The organism is Mycobacterium sp. NGS61 (assembly GCF_059812325.1).
This window is the reverse complement of the sequence record NZ_JCALCL010000008.1, coordinates 63,843-83,048: the sequence shown is the minus strand read 5'-3', so window position 1 is coordinate 83,048 and position 19,206 is coordinate 63,843. Positions and strand designations below refer to the sequence as shown.

The window sequence follows — 19,206 nt, the reverse complement described above, 5'->3', positions numbered from 1 at the left end:
CTGGCCAGCCCCCCGCCACACGCAGGGCTGGCCAGGCCCCCCCATTTTTCTTCCGGCTCACAACCCCGCCGGCTGCCGCCCGACTGCGCTGCTGCCCGCCCGTGGCGCCGCGTAATCCGTAGCCGCTCAACCTAATTGCCGCCAGCTTGGGGGCACAGCGTAATCGGCCGGGGGCCCGAGCGGTCAACCCACGCCCGGCGTCGGCGCCGGCGGCGGAAGACATTTTCGGCCCTACCCAGCTCGCTGCCGCTCGCGGGCCGAAAATCCGCCGGCCCCACCACCGGACTCTCCGGGGTTGACCGCCCACCCCCACCCGATTGACGCCCACCCCCAGCGCCGACCGGCGCAGCCAATCACCTTCACCGAACGGAGAACACCATGGAAAACTTCAACGCACTGCGCACCCCCGCCGACATCGTCGCCGCCGCACCAGGCCTGCTCGGATTCGTTCCCACTAATAGCATCGTGGTCTACCTGCTCGCCCAGCACCCCACCACCGGTCTTGGCGTACGCTGCGCGGCCCGCTTCGATATCACCAACAGCACCGAGCAAGCCACCAACTTCCCCGCCACCTGCAACCTGCGCGCCGGGAACTTCGCCGCCGCGATCATCCTCGCGATCTGCGACCAACCCCACGACATCCACGCCCGCCACCTGCTCGAGGCCACCCGAGAGTCCCTGCGCACCATCAACATCGAGGTGTTGCGCTGCCTGCATACCCGCGACGTCACCGAGACCGGCCAGTGGCTCGACATCGACACCGGCCAGTACGGACCCACCTACCCCTACACCGACGCTGTGCTCACCGCCCAACTCGTCCACAGCGGCCACACCATCCGCGCCCACCGCAGCGACATCGAGGACGAATTCAGCCCGCTGCCCCCTGCACCCCTGGCCCAGATCGGCAACCACGCCCGCCTCGTCGAGGCCACCGTCGGGGAGATCACTGCCGCCCTGGCCGGCGGGCCCATCACCAACCCCACCTTGGCCACCCGCGCGGGCATCCTGATCACCGCACACCCCGCCCTGCGCGACGCGATGATCGGGCTGGCCATCGACACCCCCGAGTACGCCGCGGAGCTGTGGACCCACATCGCCCGCCGACTGCGCGGAGCACCCCGCGCCGAAGCCCTCACCGTCGCGGCGGCCTGCCTGTGCCTGATCGGGGACACCGTGCGCGCCGGCATCGCCCTCGACGCCGCGTTCGACGAAGCCCACTCCAGCCACACACCCGAGCCGCGGCTGGCCGGTCTGCTCTCGGCCGCGCTGCGTGCCGGGCTCTCACCGGAAAAGATCAGCCAAGCGCTCATCGCCGCTACCGAACCCCGCACTCCCGACACCGACTGACCACCACCCAGCCTGGACCGGCCAGCTCCCCCCGCACGGGGTTGGCCGGTCCCTTTTTTGTACCGGCCCGGAAGCAGGCTGGCTGCTGCGCGCAGTGGCGGTCACGCCCGCCGGTGGCGTCGCGTAATCCGTAGCCGCTCACCTTTCTTGCCGTCAGCAAGGGGGCGCAGCCTAATCGGCCGGGGGCCCGAGCGGTCAACCCACGCCCGGTGGCGGCGCCGGCGGCGGAGGACATTTCCGGCCCTACCAAGCTCGCTGCCGCTCGCGGGCCGTAAATCCGCCGGCGCCACCACCGGACTCTTCGGGGTTGACAGCCCACCCTCGACCGATTGACCGCACCCCTAGCGCTGACCGGCGCAGCCAATCACGTTGAGCGAACGGAGAACACAACCATGGAGACCTCAGAATTCGAACACGCCTTCAACCTGTGCGACGAGGCCGCGGGCCGCATCGCCGAGCAAGCCTACGGAATCACCCACATCGCCGCCCACAACCACGGTGACATCGCGTTGACCACCGTGCACGAACGCACCCCCGCCGGTGGCCACCGCTTAATCCTGCTGGCCACCGACGACCACGGCCAACTCGCCGCCGTCGAAGCCACCGCACCGGACCTGCACACACCCCCGGTGACCCGGATCCTCAAAGTCCGCGCCGGCGACCTCACCTTCCACGCCCTGCCCAAAAACAAGTGGGCCTGGTCCGCGGCCGCCGCCGGCCACACCTACCGCCTGGCCGCCGCCACCGGCGACGAACTCGACGACGCCGACGACCCGCTGTGGACCACCACCATCGACGACCACCGCCCGACCGACCACGACGCCCTCGACGACGCCATCGACACCCTGGTCGACCACCACCGCCGCCGCGCCGCCTAAAGCGTACCCACCGACGACCTCACAGCCCGGCCCGGCCACTACTCGGCGGGCCGGGTTTCCCGTACCCCAACCCCTTCAAGGAGATCTCTCATGCCCGACATCGACTACGGACTGGCCCTGGAATTCATCGACCCCGCCGACAACATCGCCCGCCAGCTCCGGTTCCAACTCAACTGGGCACCCCCCGGCGACCCGCGGCTGTTCGACGGGACCGGCCAACTCGTCGCCGTCATCGACGACACCCGCCGCCCCGACCACGGCCGCACCCAAGCACTCACCCGCCCCCGCGTCGCACACGCCGACGTCGACGCCGCCCTGCACGGTTGGCAAACCTGGGCATCATCAACGACACCATCGCCGACCTCACCGCCATCCGGCGTGCCCTGGCCGCCGCAGGCCTGACCTGAACCCGATCTACCCGCGGGCCCGGCCAGCACCCTTCACACCGGGGGTCGGCCGGGCCCCTTTTTTCTTCCGGCCCACCACCGGCCAGCAGCCGTAGGAAACCCCTGTCGCTGCCGCCCGTGGCGTCGCGTAATCCGTAGCTACTCACCTTCTTTGCCTGTCAGCAGGGCGCCAATGGTAACCGGGTGGGGGCCCGTCCGCTCAACCCACGCCCACGGTCGGCATCGCCGTCCCGAGTGACCGTTTTCGGCCCTATGCCAGCCCGCCCCGTGTCGCTGCGCGCCGGGCGGGCGCGGGCCGAAAACCCGGCGAGCACCCGCCGCGGACTCGTCGGGGTTGACCGTCCACCCCCACCCGCTTGCAAGCACCCCTGCGCCGACCGGCGCACCACAACACCGTTTCCCGAAAGGAACACCTCTCATGGCACACGAACTCGACATCACCGGCGGCATCGCCTCCTTCGCCAACTCCCGCAGCGACCACTGGCACCGGCTGGGCCAGACCGTCGGCCACACCATGACCGCACGCGAAGCCCTCGACGCCGCCCACCTGGCCGGCTGGAACGTCCGCAAGATGGCCTTGCAGGTGCCCCAGGCCCCCGTCATCGACGTACACGGCGTCACCGCACCCGAACCCCTGGCGGTGCCCGATTTCTACGCCACCGTGCGCACCAACCCCATCAACGGGCGCCTGGACATCCTCGGCGTCGTGGGCAGCAAGTACGAGCCCGTCCAAAACGAGGCGTCGTGCGATCTGCTCGACGCCCTCGTCGACGAAAGCGGGGCGCACTTCGAGACCGCCGGCGCGTTGCGCGGCGGACGGGAAACCTTCGTCACCATGAAGCTGCCCGAAACGATCGTGTTCGACGGCCGCGACGGCACCAAAGACCGCACCGAGCTCTATCTGGCAGCGCTCAATTCCCACGACGGGTCCTCGAAGTTCACCTTCCTCATCACCCCGATCCGCATCGTGTGCGCCAACACCCAATCGGCCGCATTGCGGGATGCCAAAGCCAGCTGGGGAATCCGGCACACCGGAGGGGCCAGGGCGGCCATCTTGGAGGCCCGCAACGCACTCAAACTGACCTGGCGCTACACCCAGGCGTTCGAGGCCGAAGCCGCTGCGCTGTATGCCCGCGCGATGGACACCGATCAGGTCCGCGACTTCGCCCACCAACTGTTCGAGGTCGACGCCGCGACCAGCACCGCCACCCGCCGGCACCGCCGCGAACGGGCGGGCGGCATCGTGAAGCTGTGGACGTCCTCGCCGACCCTCACCCCGATCGCCGGAACCCGGTGGGCGGCCTACAACGCCGTCACCGAATACCTCGACCATCACGTCCCGGTCCGAGGTGCCCGCACCAGCAGTGACGCGGCCACCGCCCGCGCGCTGCGCAACATCGCCAGCGCGGCCAGCACCAGTTCGCTCAAAGCCCAAGCTTTCCGGATGCTGCAGACGCTCTAACCCGACCCGCCCCGGGCCCGGCCAGCTCCCCACACACCGGGGTTGGCCGGGCCCCCCTTTTTTCTTCCGGCCTCACCGCCCGCGCCTGACGGCGCGCGGGCGGCCGCCTCAGCGGCGGCCACCTCCGTAGCCACTCACCTTGATTTGCCGGTCGACGGGGCGCACACGCTAACCGGGCGGGGGCCCGAGCTGTCCACCCACGCCCGGTGCTGGCGCCGGCGGCGGAGGACATTTGCCGCCCTACCAGCTCGCTGACGCTCGCGGGCGACAAATCCGCCGGCCCCACCGCCGGACTCTTCGGGGTTGACAGCCCACCCTCACCCGCTTGTCCACACCCCGTGCCGACCGGCACACCAACCTTCCACGAAAGGACTTTCCCATGACTACTCTGCGGACCACTGTCTACCTCAACAACGCCTACGCCCGCTTCGTCGGATTCAACGAGACCACCGCGCAACTGCGCATGGCCGAAAGCTTCGACCTCGAGCTCGCCGAGCACCTGCACGGCCAGGCGCTCATCGAGGCCGCCCGCGAGATCGTGTTCGAACAGCTCAACATCGACAAGCCCGAACACATCTGGGCGCTGCGCTACCGCTTGGCCGGGCACCGCAGTTTGTCCGTCGGCGACGTCGTCGTTACCGGCGAAACCGCCTGGGCCGTCGAACCCGTCGGATGGAACCCTGTCTCCGCCGCCGCCCTGTCCGCCGGCATCGTCCGCTGACCCCCCGACACCAAAAGGAGCCGAACTCATGGGCGAGTACTTCACCCCGATCTTTCTCAATACCGCCGGACACATCGTCTGCGCCCTGGACCCCGCCGACTACGGTTCGGGCCTCAAGCTGGCCGGGCACAGCCGCGCGGACGCCCCGCTCATGGCTGCGGTGCTGACGCTGCTGGCTCTCGACGGCGGTCTGCGCCTGGTCTGGGCCGGTGACTGCGCCGACCCCGACCCCGGCCACCAGGCCGCTCTGTACTTCCTTGTCGAGGACCGCCATTTCGTGCGGTTCGACGGACTCGTGGCCGACGGCGTAGCACCGAACAGACCGCTGGGCCAGGCGGCCGCGTCGGCCGCCGTGGGTTATCTGTGCAACCTCGACACGCGCGAATACCTCGCTCACACCGATCTCCCCGCCGACCACACCGGGTGGCGGCGCACACCGCTGCCTTCGCTGACCGTGGAATCCGAACGCACCACACCTGATTCGCAGAACTTCGGGGCCTGGGCGCGCGACCGCCTCGACTACCGCCGCCAGCACCCCGGTCCCGGCTGGGCCCCGCGCCACTAGGCTCTGAGGGTGGGTGCCCGATCGACTCCCCGCCGAAATGGTCGGGCACCCCTCGTGGGAGGTGCTCCGACCAAACCTCACCACAGCGTCGGGTCACCCGACCCCAGCAGCGCCGCGCTCACCGCCTCGCCGTCCCACCCGTGGCGCACCGCTTCGCGTAGCGCCACCGCCCGCTCGCGGCGCGCGCGAAGCCCGTTGTCGCCCTGGCGGATCGGCACCCGCCCGCCGCCGCGGCCTGCCCGCGCCATCATCACCATGTTGTCGCGCTGGGTGCCGCCCACGATGTGCAGCAGGCCGACCTCGCCGGGCAGGCTCACCCGCACGCACGCCGGGTTGTCGCAGCCGTGCAGGGCGCGCACCCACGGTGCCAACGGTTCGCCTTCCAGTGCGGCCGCCAGCGCATATCGGTTCGGGCGCACCATGATCCGGTCCGACCCGCGGCCGACCCAGAACCTGCCGTAGCCGTCGGTTCCCACCGCGCCGGTCCAGATCGCGCAATCCTCCGCTGCGGGGCCGCGCACCACGTGCGCGGCAAAGCGCGCCAACTCCTCGGCATGCGCGACCGGATCAACGACCAGCTGTAGCGGTTGCGAACGTCCCATGACCCCACTGCTTTTCGATGCCTGCGCGCGGCCCGGTTGCCGCACCCGCACCCATCATCACCGAGTGCACCGACATCGAAGCTTCTTAGGCCGTCGCCGCTGACGGCGCCAGCGCCTTTACAGCGGCCCCGCTTCGGATGGCGGTCCCCGTCGCCCCGTTCGCCTCGATGGCACCGCCCGCGGGGTTAGCGAGCGGTTGTGCCGCCGCGTCGTCACCGGCCGGCGGCTGCGCCGCCGTTGCCGACTCGTCCGCGGCCGGCGGCGTGGCATTCTGCGCGGCAGCCTCGGCTTCCCGAATCAGTTCGCGGGCTTGCTTTTCGGAGAGCTTGGCCATCCGCGCGATCTCACGCAGGGGCTCCCCCCGGTCGCGCATCGCCGCCAGCGCCTGCCCGCACACCAGTCGCTGCGCGCCGCGGCGGCGATCGGCATCCTCGCGCAACACCTGCTGGCGCGCCTCAAGCCAGCCGTCGACGGACTCGACTCGCTCGCGGGCCGAGAAATACCGTCCCAGGTCCTCGACGTTGGCCCGGGTGCGGCGCACCACGTCGTCCTGGGCGGCGCTGGCGGCCTCGCGCGCGGCGCGGCGGGCCTGCTTGCTGATCACTGTGTTCGCCATGGATCACACGCTAAGCCCCACCAACCCCCCAGCGCCGCAACGCAAGCCAAAAATCTTTCCGACCGCACCCATCACCGGGCTTCGCACCCGATCACTCACCGCCGCCCCGAACGGCACTTAGGGTGCCCTAACTTTTCCCTACCGCCGCACATCACACCTCTTGCACTCAGGGTCACAGATTGGTAACGGCCGTTATCTGGGGACGGGGCCGCCCCTAGTTTCAGCTTCAGGTGATGACGCAGTGATGGGCTTACACAAATTGACCGCCGGCGACGGCTATCTCTATTTGATCCGCCAAGTCGCCGCCTCTGACGCCACCGAGCGTGGCCGCCCCACCCTGGCGCAGTACTACACCGAAAAGGGGGAATCCCCGGGTCGGTGGATGGGCCGCGGCCTAGCGGCACTGGCCACGCCGCTGGCCCGCTACGCCTGTGATCCGCTGGTCGCCAAATACTGGGGCGTGCAGGCTGGCTCGCAGGTCAGCGAAGAGCAGATGAAGGCGCTCTTCGGTGAGGGCCTGCACCCCAACGCCGCACAGATCACCCGTCTTCTGACCACCCTGGGCGCCGGTGCGGCCGGGGCCAGTATGGCCGCGCGGCTGGGCAGGCCGTTTCATGTTCACGGCACCGAAAACCGTTTCCTGACCCGGTTGCGCGAGACCTACCGCGACTACAACCTCACCATCGGCGCCGAGGTCTCGGCCAATATCGACCCGGACATCCGGGCGCGGCTGCGCACCGCCGTCGGGCAGGAATTGTTCGCCGAAACCTACGCTCGCCCACCGGCGGACGCGCGGGAACTGTCCGGGTTCATCGCCGCCAATTCCCGTTCGGCATCCACCGCGGTGGCCGGCTATGACCTCACCTTCACCCCGGTCAAATCGGTCTCCACACTGTGGGCTATCGGGGCACCGCCGATCGCCGCCGCGATCGAGGACTGCCACCGCCAGGCGGTGGAGGAGACCCTGCAATTCCTGGAAGCCAACGCCGCGTTCTCCCGTATGGGAGCCGGTGGCATCGCCCAGGTCGACACCACCGGTTTGATTGTGGCCGCCTTCGATCACCGCGACTCCCGGGCCGGGGACCCCAACCTGCACACCCACGCCGCCCTCAGCAACAAGGTCCACGTCATCGGCCCCGACGGGATAGGGCGCTGGCGGGCGCTGGACGGCGCCACTCTGCACCGCGCCGCGGTCGCGGCCTCGGAGTTCTACAACACCCGCATCGAAGCGTTGCTGGTCGACAAACTACGTGTTCGGTTCGTCGAGTCACCACGTAAACGGGGTAAGCGTCCGGTCCGTGAAATCGACGGCATCCCCGCCGAATTGAACGAGAAATACTCCTCACGCAGCGCCGCGATCGACCACCGGGTGGGCGAGCTGGCCAAAGGATTCCACACCGAACACGGCCGCGAACCCACCGCGGTGGAGTTGCTCGCCCTGACCCAGCAAGCCACCCTGGAAACCCGGCAAGCCAAACACGAACCCCGCTGTCTGGCCGAGCAGCGCCACACCTGGCGCGTGCAGGCTGTGGAGGTCCTGGGCAGCCAGCGCGCGCTGAGCAACATGGTCGCCGCGGTCACCAATCACGCACCGGCACACCAGGTCCCCGTCACGGAGACCTGGGTGTACCAGCGGGCTGCTCGCGTCATCGACACTGTCTGCGAGCACCGGGCCACCTGGACCATCAACCATGTCCGCGCCGAAGCCCACCGCCAGCTGCGCTACGCCGATCACCCCGGCGGACCCGAGCTGGTTGACCGCATCGTCACCGCCGCACTCGACGGGCACAGTCTGGCGTTGACCAGCCACGCCGACACCGACAAAAACGAACCCGCCGCACTGCGCCGCGCCGCCGGCGCCAGTGTCTATACCCGCCACGACTGCACCCTCTACACCAGCGAAGCCATCCTGGCCGCTGAGCGGCGCATCCTGGCCGCCGCCGACCGCACCGACGGCCGTGTCGTCGACGCCGACAGCATCGGCCTGGCGCTGCTGGAAGCCCACGCCAACACCGGCCTATCCCTCAACGACGGACAAATCGCACTGCTCCGCGAAATGGCCACCTCCGGGGCGCGGGTCCAGCTCGCGCTCGCCCCGGCCGGCACCGGAAAAACCGCCGCCATGGCCGCACTGGCCGCAGCGTGGCGTACCAGTGGTGGCACCGTGATCGGCCTGGCCCCCACCGCCGGAGCGGCCGAAGTCCTCGCCGAAGACCTCGGTTCGACCACCGACACCCTCGCCAAACTGGTGCAGCTCATAGGCGCCGGAAGCGGATCACCGGCCCCAGCTGATGATCCGGCGCGACAGTGGTTCGACCGCATCGATTCTGCAACCCTGCTCATCGTCGACGAGGCCGGTATGGCCTCCACCGCCGACCTGGACACCCTCATCACCCATGCCCTGGCGTGCGGTTCCAGCGTGCGCCTGATCGGCGATGATCAGCAGTTGGCGTCGATCTCCGCCGGCGGCGTGCTGCGGGATCTGGCCGACCGCTACAACACGGTCACCTTGAGCACCGTCGTGCGCTTCACCCACGCCGAAACCGGGAAGGCCGAGGCCGCTGCCAGCCTGGCGATCCGCAACGGTGACCCCTCCGGGATCGGCTTTTACATCGACCATCACCGGGTGCATGTCGGAGCCGATCAACACGCTGCCGACATGGCCTACGACGCGTGGGCGGCTGACCGCGCCACCGGGCGCGACTCCATCCTGTTGGCTCCCACCAACGAGCTGGTCGCCCACCTCAACGAACGTGCCCGACTGGACCGTCTCACCGCCGCCGGCGCCGACGCGAGCGCACCCGCAGCCGCAGCGACCGTCACGTTGGCCGACGGCTTGACCGCCTCAGCCGGCGACACTATCGCCACCCGCAAGAATGCCCGCTGGATACGGACCACCAGCCGCGGCGGCTGGGTCAAAAACGGGCACCGCTGGACCATTCGCACCGTGCACGACGACGGCTCGTTGACCGTCGTCCCGCTGCGCGGAGCGGCCACCCCGGTACGGCTACCCGCCCGCTACGTCACCACCAACACGACCCTGGGCTACGCCTCGACCATCAACGCCGCCCAAGGCATGACCGCGGGCGGCCGCGACGTCGAAGGCACCTGCCACACCGTCATTTCCGATCGGCTGACCCGCCAGCAGTTCTACGTCGCCGGCACCCGTGGTTGCACCGAAAACCATTTCTACGGATCCACCGCCGAATCCGACCCGCACCGCATCCTGGCGCCCAAAGCCACCCACCCCCCGACCGCTGTCGACGTCCTCACGACCATCCTGGGCCGCGACGGCGCACAAATCTCCGCTCACACCGCCGCCGCACTCGACGCCGACCCGTTCACCCGGTTACACCAAGCGGCCGCGATGTATGCCGATGCGCTGTCCGCGGGCGCCGAACACCGCGCCGGCGCCACCGTCATGGCCGCCATCGACGAGGCCGCCGCCAGCCTCGGAACCCGCGTCACCGATGCCCCGGCCTGGCCGGTGCTGCGCCGCAACCTGGCCCTGCTCGCCCTACACGGTGCTGACCCCGTCGCCGCCCTACATGACGCCGCGGCCACCGGACTCGGTGATGCTGCCGATCCTGCCGCCGTACTGGACTGGCGCCTGCCTATCTGCGGTGAATCGGTTGCGCCACAACCTGCCCCGCTGCACTGGCTGAACCCCATACCGGCGGTCCTGAGTAGCGATGACATGTGGGGTCCGTGCCTGCGCGCGCGGGCTGAACTGGTGACCGAACTCGCCGACGCGGTGCGTGAGAGTGCCCGCGGGTGGGAGCAACGCAGCGCCCCGGCGTGGGCGCGTCCGCTGCTCGGTCAGCGCAACCGTCTGATGGCCGAAATTGCGGTGTTCCGGGCCGCCCACGGCGTTGATCCCGCCGACACCCGCATCACCGGCCCCGAACAACACCCCAACCGCTCCAAGGTGTTTCAGCACCTGATCCATGCCCGCCTCGACGCGGCCCTAACTCGCGCCAACACCGACGCCGCCCGCTGGCGCCAGCTCGCCGAAAACCACGACCGAAATATCACCGCGGATCCGTTCTGGCCGCGTCTGGCCACCCACTTCAACGACGCCGCCCAGGCCGGCGCCGACATCGACACGTTGCTGCGCGACGCCCTGGCCGCGTACGGCCCACTCCCGTCCGAGATGCCCGCGGCCGCCCTGTGGTGGCGCCTGGCCGGCACGCTGGCCCCGCCCTCTTTGGATCGCGCCGACACCGCGCTGCGACCGGCCTGGGCCCCGCAGCTGCACGGCCTGTTCGGCACGGTCGTCGCCGAAGCGATCATCACCGACCACGCCTGGCCCGCACTGGTCGCTGCGGTCACCGCCTCGGACTGGCCCCCGGCTGATCTGCTCGCCGCCGCCGCGGAACACCTGCGCGACATCCACGCCGAAAAGCCTTTGCGCCCCGACCAGTACGCGCGCCTGCTGACCTACCGCGTCGAGCTGCTCACCCACCACGCCGCCACCCTCGACCCCGATATCCCGCACCCCGCCGAGGCCCCCCACAGCCCTGCGGCCGCCGGCCAGCTCGACTTCGACACCACCGGCGACTACGGCCTCGAGGAGGACCTGGGCGAGCCGCCACCCGACCCCACCGACTACCCCTACAGCTTCGCCGAGCAGGACCTCGCCGGCCTGGACTTCGACGACCTCCCTCACCACCGGCCACTGGGTGCTGCGCGCGCCGAGAACACTGATATCCCGGCGTTGCGCGCGGACCGCGACGCCGCCTACCGCCACCTGCGCCATCTGGAAAAAGCCATCCTGGGCGGGGCCGGTGGACCCGCCGAACACGCCGCCGCCGACGAGCTCGCCGACCTGCGCCGCCGCCACCACCAGCAGCGGCCCCTGCACCAGGCCTTGGCCCACGCCCACACCCGGTGGGTGCACGCCGAAGACGCCGCCGCGCTGCACGCCACGCTGCTCGACCAGCTCGACGCGGCGATCACCGCGGCGACCGGCCGCGCCGATGACGCTGCCGTCGCCCGCTACCGTGCTCACCGCGACCAGGTCACCGGAAACACCGAGCGCATCAACGCTGCGCTGCACACCGCACGCGCCCGCCTCGATGACGCCCACACCGCCCTGCTGGACGCCGCTGGCGGCCCCGCAGCCATCGTCACCGAACACCACATCCAGACTCGCCGCGCCGAGGTCATGGCCACCGACACCGCCACCCTCAATGAGGCCCGCGGTGCGGCCCGCGCCCTGGATGAACAGCTCTGCCGGGCTGAAGCCGCGGCGGCCCGCGCTCTGGCGCAGCGCCCCACCCGCGCCTACGATCTGGCCGCCGACCTCGAGGCGCTGCGCGCCGAGGTCGCTTTCCTGCAGGCCGCCAGCACCGTCAGCCCCGCAGCCCTGTACTACCCATCCGAGACCGCGCTCGCTGATCTCGACGGCACCCACCGCCGCGTCGTTACCGCGATCACCGCCAACATCCACACCGTGCAAGCACTGCACCTACACCCCGGCGCCGACAAGCACGGTGCACTGGCCGCGCTCGTGGCAACCGCACACGACCAAAAGCACCGGGTGCTCGCCCTGACCGCCAGCCCGGCGGCCCGCGACTACGCCGCCCAACACCGCTACGCCGATGCCGGCGGCCACATCGACAGCGCCCGCACCACCCTCGGTAACCGCCCCCTGAAACTGCCTCTGGGCAGTCTGATCGTCGTCGACGACGCCGACCACCTCAGCACCGACAACCTGCACTGGCTCACCGCGGCCGCCACCGCCACCAACACCAAACTCATCCTCATCACCACCGGTGACCACCACCGCCGACCCGCCCGCGCTCTGATCGCCGCGCTGCACCACAACTCCACCGCCGCCCACCACCTCGGCACCCCCGAACCCGACCCGGACCCGGCCCCGCGCACCGCCATCGAACGCGCCGAACACCACCTCGCCACCACCAGCGCAACCAGCACCGCCCGCGACCAAGGCGTCGAATTACTACGCCAGCGCACCCAGATCGTCGACCGCCTGCGCGACATCGCTGACGCCGCCGCCCACATCGACAACCTCACCACCCCAGACCGCCACATCGACCGCGGCTACGGCATCGACCTCTGACCAAGAACGTGCCATGAAGTCCCCTCAAAGGCGACCGCCACCAGGGGGCGGGCGATACGATTCCGGGTCATGCTGACCCAGCCGCTAGTGCCTTCACGGCCGTGCGGTCCGGCGCCCTGCCATGCGTCGATCAACGCCCCCAACCGCGAGCCCGCCCCGGGTGCCGAGGCAGCCGGTAGCCGGACAGATCAACCGCTGCAGTGCCCCCATGGACATCGCCGATGACCCGTACGGCCGGCCCCTCCGAACCCGCGGAAACGCCTTTCGTGGACCGGTTGTCCGAGCGGTGGGCGCTGATATTCGACCACAGCAGCGATGCGTTCGAGCTCCGCCAGCACCTGCACGGCAATTGCACGCCCCACAGGCACGTCCAAGTCGCGCGCGTGCACTGTCGGCGGGCTTGCGGCCCCGATGGCCACGGCGATATCCCGGTGCACATCTATGAACCGCTGAGCACTCACACCGCGCCGGGAGCCAACTCCCGTCCCGCGCTGATCGTCTACTTTCACGGCGGCGGTTTCGTCCTGCGTGACTCCGTGTCACGTGATGCCGATTGTCGTCGCCTGGCCAACGGCGTCGGTGCGGTCGTCGTGGCGGTCGACTACCGCCTGGCCCCCCAGAACCCCTTTCCCGCCGCGCTCGAGGACGCCTGGGCAGCGACCCGACGGGTAGCCGACATCGCCGAGCAGATCGGCTGCGATCCGCACCGGGTGGCGGTAGCCGGAGAAGGCGCCGGCGCCAACCTCGCGATCGGTGTGTGCCTGCTGGCCCGCGACCGCAACGGACCACCCATCGCCTTCCAACTCCTGATCTGTCCCCTCGTCGACCAGCGCCACCCACCCGCGCCCGCCCCCACCCCGCCGCAGGCGGCGGTCGTCACCGCCCAACACCTGCACTGGTTCAGCGACCAATATCTCGCCGGCGAGCAGGACCGGCTCAATCCGCTGGCCTCACCGTTGCTTGCCGAGCTGAGCACACTGCCGCCCGCGCATCTGGTTCTCGCTTATGCCGACCCGCAGCGCGCCGCCGGTGAACAGTTCGCCCGCCAGCTGCGCGCCGCCGGCGTGCCGACTACCGCGCGCTGCTACCCGGGCATGTTTCACGGCTTCTACAACCTGGCCGATCAACTCGACACCGCACACCGCGCCAACACCGATGTTCACACCATCCTGCGCGACGCTCTCAACAACCCAAACCCGGTGACCCGCACATTGTTATGTTGACCCCCGATAGCGAGGCAAGACAAGGCCGCGTTCGGTTGACACAATGTTGCACACGCAAACCCCCGTAGCCGAGGAGGACCACATGCCCAAAGGTGACATCACCACCTACAACGAAGACGGGGTGTGGAAGTCGAAAGTGGAGGGCAGCCGCCGCGCCGCCCACACCGGCGGCACCAAAGCCGAGCAGACCGCGATCGGCCGAAAAATGGCGCAGGACCGCAAGGTTGAGCACACCATCCGCAACCTCGACGGAACGATCCGCCAGAGGAACTCCTACGGCAACGACCCCAACCCGCCGCGCGGCTAACGGCCACGCCGCGTTGCTGGAACCTCTCCCTCCCCGGCCGGCCGACTCCCCTGCGCCGGCTGACTGGTTGAGCGCCCGCGTGGATCTGTGGGGCCCGCACTGGGTCACCAACGTCGTAGGCCCCGGATTCGAGGCCTACGCCCGGCTCTTCCACCCTCTCGACGACTACCCGGGGGCGCTGCGCTGGGCCGACATCGCCCGGTTCAACAACCGCATCATGCACCCCTCAGCGCAGTGGGCACACATCAGTGCACCCGCCCCGTTCACCACCGAGCACGCCCAGCGAGGCCGTGGGCACCCGGGCGAGCCGCGCTGGGGACACCTGAGCCCCCGCGCGCTCGGCGCGCTGTGCACGGTCCTGGCCCGCCACACCGCCAACCCGCAGCACTGTTTTTTCGCGGTCTGGCAAGGATGCGGGGCACTGCATGCCGGCAGCGGCGTGACACTGACCGCCTACCGCCCCGTCAACGGCGTGCTGCCTGACCTGTCACCACCGCCGCTCGCGCCGGCGCACTGGAAACTTGACCTGACCGGTCCCACCTTCACCCTGCCCGGCCGCGACCGCTACTACCTGTTCGAAGGTGCTGCCGAGCAGGCCGTCCACATCGGCCGTTGGGACAACGCAGCATTCTTCACCGCCCAGTCACCGCACTTCATGTGGCCGGCCGACCATACCTGGTGTGTGGCCACCGAGATCGATGACGACTCCACCATCATCGGCGGCACCACCGCGCTGATCAACGAGCTGTGCGCCTCCGCAGCGATCGAAGTCCTGCCGATCGCCCCCGACGCGCCCTTCGACGACACCCTTAACCCTTGACGACTCATCCGTCGATGGCCGCAACACCCACGCTCATCGTCACCACGCCGTGCAGGACAACGTAGAGCAACCACAGAGCTATCACCGCGGCGGCGATCAACCCACTCAGCCAGGGGAACCTGCGTGCGTCGTTCATCATAATCCTTTGCCTCGCAGTACACATCGATCCGAGTACACCATCGGGCGCCCTCCCGCGCGGCTTCCGGCGCTGCGCCTTGACCCGCGCGGTCGTGGCGGGTGCACGGGCTGGCGCGCAATCCTCACCGCAGCGGTGAGGTCTGACTCACCGTGGGCCACTTCGGACGGCGAGCCCTGCACCGCCGCGCGGTGCACATCGTGGATGCTGATGGCGCCCTGCCATCCGTCCCGATACCAGCCACAGCACCACGGCGCACTGCCGCCGTGGGTTGGACAGCCCTGCCGATACCGCGCCGCGGCCGACAGCAACGACGACGGCGCGGGGGCGGCCAGCGCGAACGCGGCACTGCGGTGATCGTCGTTGCGCCACGCTGCGCCGACATGTTCGCCGCAATCGCTGAGGACAAACGCCAAATCGTCAATCTCACTATCGCCCAATGTGTTACGCGGATTACGGGTGGAGTGCCGGTCAACGTCGCCGACCTCGACGACCACCGCCGGGCGGTTATCGAACCCTTCCGGGGCGAAGCGCAGTCTGCGGTTACCGACAGAGTTCAACGTCTGCCCGTGCGGGCAGATCAGCGCTCCGGCGGGTTGTTCGGTGTCCAGCAGCCACCGCAGTCCGATCAGCAGCAGCGGCAGATGCTCCGTGGCCTGCGCAGGTGTGCCGGTGTGCGGGCAGGTCATGGTTGCCGTCGGTAGGCCGCAGTGAACACCTCGGGCTTGCAGGGCCAGGCCGCCCCGCCCGAGAGCAGCACGACGTAGTCGCCCAGATCGGCCCGTACGTCACCGATCGGCGTCGGAATCAGCAGATAGCCCGGCTCGTCGGCGCCGGTGATCGGATTGACCCCGGCCGGAAAACAGCACCGGTCAGCAAGTCCCAGCCATTCGACGATGGTCGCTGCGGACGCCGAGGTCAATTGAAGCGCTTCGGCTTCGACGGTCGCGATATACCGCTGCGGCTTGATGGTCTCTGCCCCGACGAGCGCGCCCAAGCCGGCGTCACCGATTGTCTCTGTTCTATCGTTCACGACATCCCTCCGTGTTGATCAAAATCCCCGCCGCGACAACACAGCTACGCGCACCGGCGGGCCCCGCAGATCTGTCCCGAGGGCATCGGCCATGTCGTCAGTTCGTTCTCACCAGCGCCGATGCAGCTGAAAACCAGCGTCAACACCACAACCACCAGGGCGTCGACGGCGACGACCCACATGGCCTCTCCCGCAACAGCAGTGGATGTGGCCGCAGCGGCGCCGACGCGGGTGCTCATTGCCGTTGTCCGTGCTGTGCAGGAGGCCGCGCACTCTGTGTCAGCTCCCAGTGGGCCAGCCGGCCCGGCTGGTCATGCACGCGGCGTACTGCGCCGTGGCGTTGCAGGACCAGTAGCGCCCGGTAGACCTCTTCGGCCACCACCGGCCGCACGCGGTCGCCGGCTCGTTGGCTCAGCGCGATACGCGCCGCGCTGGTCGTCATAGGCTCGTGCGTGGCGGCCAGGACCTCGATCAGTGCTGCGCGCAGCTGGGTCGCGTTCACCGCTGCCCCGCCTGTTTAGCGCGCCGATGCCGCGCTACCGCCCATTCCCACGGTGTTTGTGGTTTATCCGCTGGGGCAATGCTTTTAAGCAAGGTGCCCACGGCGTGGTCGTAGCGGCGCACAAATTCGGGCCAGTCCGGTAGTTCGGTGGCGATGCCGGCGGTGCCGCGGTGCAGCAACCGTGCGTGGCCGAGGTTTTGCGGGAGCAACCTGCGGTAGTCCAGACTCGGGCCCAGGTGCGAGGACAGGGTTTTGGCGCCGCTGGCCTGATCGAAGGATTCTTGGCGGCGGGTGGTTTCGCGTGACCACTGTTCGGCGCGTTGCAGCATCTCCATCTCATCGGCCCCGTACATGATCAGTGCCGCGGGGAAGGTGGCGCGCAGCTCGCGGGCGTAGGCACTGCCGTAGACGGTGTCGAACTGACACGAGGCCTGCACCGAGAGCAGCAGATTCACCCCCAGGCCGCGGCCTTCGGAGACGTGTCGGCGCAGCGCGGGCATGGGGGCGACGTTGGCGGCCTCGTCGACGGTGATCAACAGCCGGTGCAGCATCTCTTTGCGCGCGGTTTTGCCGCGCCAGCGGCGCACCAGATGCTCGAGCAAGGTCACGGCGGCGCCGGCGATCGCGCCTTCGGCCGGGGCGAGGATGAACAGCGTGGCATCAGGCTGATCGAGGAAGGTGTCATCGAAACAAGACCCGGTGTTGCCGCGCAGCGCCAGGCGCATCCACGGCGTGACCGCTTTGCGCATGGTCAGCGCGATGCTATCGCGCATGCGCACATCCATATCCAGCGTGCGCTTCAACCCGTTGCGCAGCAGCGGGAGGTCCTCGACCTGGCGGGCGGCGGCGTGCCAGCCCGGCTCATTGGGGTTCTTGTCGTCTTTTTCCATGTTGTCGGTGGCCAGCAGCACCCAGCTGATGCCCTTGCCGTTGCCGCACGGTGAGGCCGCGTAGAGCATCGCCGCCAGGGGGGCTTCGGTGTTGTTTTCCCAGATCCCGCCATCGGAGACCTGATCGATGCCCGAGCCGGTACCGACCGCGGCCATCTGCATCATCGTGTTGCCGAGCGTCACCGCCTCATCGGGTGTGGTGATCAGCGCGGTCGGATCAAACGAGCGCACCTGCACATCCGGGGGGTAGGACGGGGAGTAGTCCGGGCGTAGATCGATGACTTGTTTTGGCCCCCAACGGCGTTGGCACACCAACCACATCAGGTCGTCTTTGGAGGACACGCAGACCGCCGGACCGCCCCACAGCACGGCGGCCGGGGCCAGCACGGCGCGGGTCTTTCCGGACTCGGTGGGCGCAGACACCAGATGGTGTGCCGCGCCGGCGGCCAGGGACAGTTTGTTGCTGTCGGAGTGGCGGTGAAACCCGCAATACGGCGAGGGTGAGCGCGCCATCACTGCCTGCGCCGTGGTGGGCTGGGGTCACCGGGCGGGTCGTCGGGGTCGGTCGGGAAGATCCCGGGCCCGGTCATGTCGTCGGGTCCGGTGAACCCAAAATCGATCTCCTCGGCTTCCTCGGCCGGGCTCATCGGCCACCAGTCCCGGGCCCCGTCGACAGCCAGCCAGCCTTCGGCGATGCCGTAGAGCCCGGCAATGAGCAGTACGGCCGGGATCTGGGCGGCCAGCCACGGCGCCAGCACCGCCGAGGACAACGACTCCCCCGGCTCATAGATCAGCGGCATCGGGGCACCGATAAGCGCCGCCGCCCACAGCAACGCCGCCACCGGGTAGGACCGCAGCTCGTCGGGGATTAGCTGCACGATGGCTGTGGATACGGCCTTACCGACCGGCCATCCGATCGGGGCCACTACCGCACCGGTCATCAAAATAGCCCAATCCAGCATTGCGTACGGTGTTTTTACCGGCCGCACATACCACGGATGAATAACGTCATCATCGGCAGTATCGACACGGGCGCCGGTACGTTTTGTATCGCGGTCCCTAATTTGACGCGCCAACAATTCGGCGCGCCTTTTCTGGAATATAAATGTCCGTTGGTTACGGGCGATCCACTTGCGGCGGATCTCGTCGAACCTGTCAGCGGGAACGGTCATCGTGGCCGCCCTCCGCGGTGGGTACAGGTTCAGTGTAAAAGGCGCTCAGCCTTAACGCGACATCGTCGAGGAACTTTTTCAACTCCATCGCATACCGCCCCACCAGGTAGCGTTCGCTATCGGCCAACGCCGCCTCCATGCCAGCAGAACACGAGTTGACCAGGTCCGATACCCGCACCGCGGGGCTAGCGCCGGCCATGATGGCTTCCGCGGAGCCTTCTTGCCAGCCCAGGGCGAAGTCCAGTTGCGCCAACGTGCGCGGCGCAAACAGGCCCTCGCGCAGCCGCGCTTTGCGCAGCGTCGAGGGGGCTGGGCCGCCGGCGGCAGCCAGGTCCTGGCGGGTCCATCGCAGCTGTGCCAGACGGTCCTCCAGAAAAAACATCAACCGCTCGATCCCGTCGGCAGGTATTGCTTTCACAGAAAGACCGTAACAACCCGAC

Annotated in this window: 20 protein-coding genes; 10 read left to right on the top strand and 10 right to left on the bottom strand. The window is 69.0% G+C overall.

The features are described 5' to 3' along the window. Window positions 1-378 precede the first annotated feature (378 nt). The 6 genes from AC5Y3Z_RS17445 (at window position 379) to AC5Y3Z_RS17420 (ending at window position 5,380) form a co-directional block, all read left to right on the top strand. Window positions 379-1,347: a DUF4192 domain-containing protein gene (locus tag AC5Y3Z_RS17445; RefSeq protein WP_463828181.1), complete on the top strand. Its 969-nt coding sequence runs from the start codon at window positions 379-381 to the stop codon at window positions 1,345-1,347. A 392-nt stretch (window positions 1,348-1,739) separates the two neighbouring features. Next, window positions 1,740-2,225, top strand: a complete 486-nt coding sequence (locus AC5Y3Z_RS17440; protein ID WP_463828180.1) for a hypothetical protein — start codon at window positions 1,740-1,742, stop codon at window positions 2,223-2,225. 90 nt (window positions 2,226-2,315) lie between these two features. Then, complete coding sequence (locus tag AC5Y3Z_RS17435; protein WP_463828179.1) at window positions 2,316-2,627, top strand: hypothetical protein; 312 nt, start codon at window positions 2,316-2,318, stop codon at window positions 2,625-2,627. 423 nt (window positions 2,628-3,050) lie between these two features. After that, the gene (locus AC5Y3Z_RS17430; protein ID WP_463828178.1) at window positions 3,051-4,094 is read left to right on the top strand and encodes a DUF932 domain-containing protein; all 1,044 of its coding nucleotides are present in this window, start codon (window positions 3,051-3,053) and stop codon (window positions 4,092-4,094) included. A 379-nt stretch (window positions 4,095-4,473) separates the two neighbouring features. Further along, window positions 4,474-4,815 carry a hypothetical protein gene (locus AC5Y3Z_RS17425; protein ID WP_463828177.1) on the top strand — a complete coding sequence of 114 codons (342 nt, stop codon included), beginning with the start codon at window positions 4,474-4,476 and terminating at the stop codon, window positions 4,813-4,815. A 28-nt stretch (window positions 4,816-4,843) separates the two neighbouring features. After that, window positions 4,844-5,380: a hypothetical protein gene (locus AC5Y3Z_RS17420; RefSeq protein WP_463828176.1), complete on the top strand. Its 537-nt coding sequence runs from the start codon at window positions 4,844-4,846 to the stop codon at window positions 5,378-5,380. 77 nt (window positions 5,381-5,457) lie between these two features. Here the strand turns inward: AC5Y3Z_RS17420 and AC5Y3Z_RS17415 are convergent, their stop codons facing one another. After that, entirely contained in the window at window positions 5,458-5,982 is a 525-nt protein-coding gene (locus AC5Y3Z_RS17415; protein WP_463828175.1) for a hypothetical protein, read from the bottom strand. An 85-nt stretch (window positions 5,983-6,067) separates the two neighbouring features. Continuing rightward, window positions 6,068-6,598, bottom strand: a complete 531-nt coding sequence (locus AC5Y3Z_RS17410; RefSeq protein ID WP_463828174.1) for a hypothetical protein — start codon at window positions 6,596-6,598, stop codon at window positions 6,068-6,070. Window positions 6,599-6,842: 244 nt separating this feature from the next. On the opposite strand from AC5Y3Z_RS17410, the gene mobF reads away from it, so the two are divergent. From mobF to AC5Y3Z_RS17390, 4 genes are all read left to right on the top strand, one after another. Next, window positions 6,843-12,683, top strand: coding sequence for a MobF family relaxase (mobF, locus tag AC5Y3Z_RS17405; RefSeq protein WP_500001818.1), 5,841 nt, complete (start codon window positions 6,843-6,845; stop codon window positions 12,681-12,683). A gap of 221 nt (window positions 12,684-12,904) precedes the next feature. Then, a complete protein-coding gene (locus tag AC5Y3Z_RS17400) occupies window positions 12,905-13,906 on the top strand; it encodes an alpha/beta hydrolase (RefSeq protein ID WP_463828172.1) in 1,002 nt (333 codons plus the stop codon). Window positions 13,907-13,988: 82 nt separating this feature from the next. Continuing rightward, window positions 13,989-14,213, top strand: coding sequence for a DUF2188 domain-containing protein (locus AC5Y3Z_RS17395; protein ID WP_463828171.1), 225 nt, complete (start codon window positions 13,989-13,991; stop codon window positions 14,211-14,213). 67 nt (window positions 14,214-14,280) lie between these two features. Further along, a complete protein-coding gene (locus tag AC5Y3Z_RS17390; protein WP_500001817.1) occupies window positions 14,281-15,033 on the top strand; it encodes a hypothetical protein in 753 nt (250 codons plus the stop codon). A gap of 4 nt (window positions 15,034-15,037) precedes the next feature. Here AC5Y3Z_RS17390 and AC5Y3Z_RS17385 read toward each other — a convergent pair whose 3' ends face one another. The 8 genes from AC5Y3Z_RS17385 to AC5Y3Z_RS17350 form a co-directional block, all read right to left on the bottom strand. Next, on the bottom strand, window positions 15,038-15,169 hold the full coding sequence (locus AC5Y3Z_RS17385; RefSeq protein WP_306255950.1) for a hypothetical protein: 132 nt from the start codon (window positions 15,167-15,169) through the stop codon (window positions 15,038-15,040). Beyond that, on the bottom strand, window positions 15,169-15,858 hold the full coding sequence (locus tag AC5Y3Z_RS17380) for a hypothetical protein (protein WP_463828169.1): 690 nt from the start codon (window positions 15,856-15,858) through the stop codon (window positions 15,169-15,171). Before AC5Y3Z_RS17380 ends, AC5Y3Z_RS17385 begins: the two co-directional genes overlap by 1 nt. Further along, on the bottom strand, window positions 15,855-16,202 hold the full coding sequence (locus tag AC5Y3Z_RS17375) for a hypothetical protein (RefSeq protein ID WP_463828168.1): 348 nt from the start codon (window positions 16,200-16,202) through the stop codon (window positions 15,855-15,857). Before AC5Y3Z_RS17375 ends, AC5Y3Z_RS17380 begins: the two co-directional genes overlap by 4 nt. Before the next feature lie 44 nt (window positions 16,203-16,246). Continuing rightward, window positions 16,247-16,441, bottom strand: coding sequence for a hypothetical protein (locus AC5Y3Z_RS17370; RefSeq protein WP_463828167.1), 195 nt, complete (start codon window positions 16,439-16,441; stop codon window positions 16,247-16,249). Further along, window positions 16,438-16,704 (bottom strand): hypothetical protein, encoded by a 267-nt coding sequence (locus AC5Y3Z_RS17365; RefSeq protein WP_463828166.1) that lies wholly within the window; start codon window positions 16,702-16,704, stop codon window positions 16,438-16,440. Before AC5Y3Z_RS17365 ends, AC5Y3Z_RS17370 begins: the two co-directional genes overlap by 4 nt. Beyond that, window positions 16,701-18,107, bottom strand: coding sequence for a type IV secretory system conjugative DNA transfer family protein (locus tag AC5Y3Z_RS17360; protein WP_463828165.1), 1,407 nt, complete (start codon window positions 18,105-18,107; stop codon window positions 16,701-16,703). Before AC5Y3Z_RS17360 ends, AC5Y3Z_RS17365 begins: the two co-directional genes overlap by 4 nt. Next, window positions 18,107-18,535 (bottom strand): hypothetical protein, encoded by a 429-nt coding sequence (locus AC5Y3Z_RS17355; protein WP_463828164.1) that lies wholly within the window; start codon window positions 18,533-18,535, stop codon window positions 18,107-18,109. Before AC5Y3Z_RS17355 ends, AC5Y3Z_RS17360 begins: the two co-directional genes overlap by 1 nt. A 214-nt stretch (window positions 18,536-18,749) precedes the next feature. Continuing rightward, window positions 18,750-19,184: a hypothetical protein gene (locus tag AC5Y3Z_RS17350; protein ID WP_463828163.1), complete on the bottom strand. Its 435-nt coding sequence runs from the start codon at window positions 19,182-19,184 to the stop codon at window positions 18,750-18,752. Window positions 19,185-19,206 lie beyond the last annotated feature (22 nt).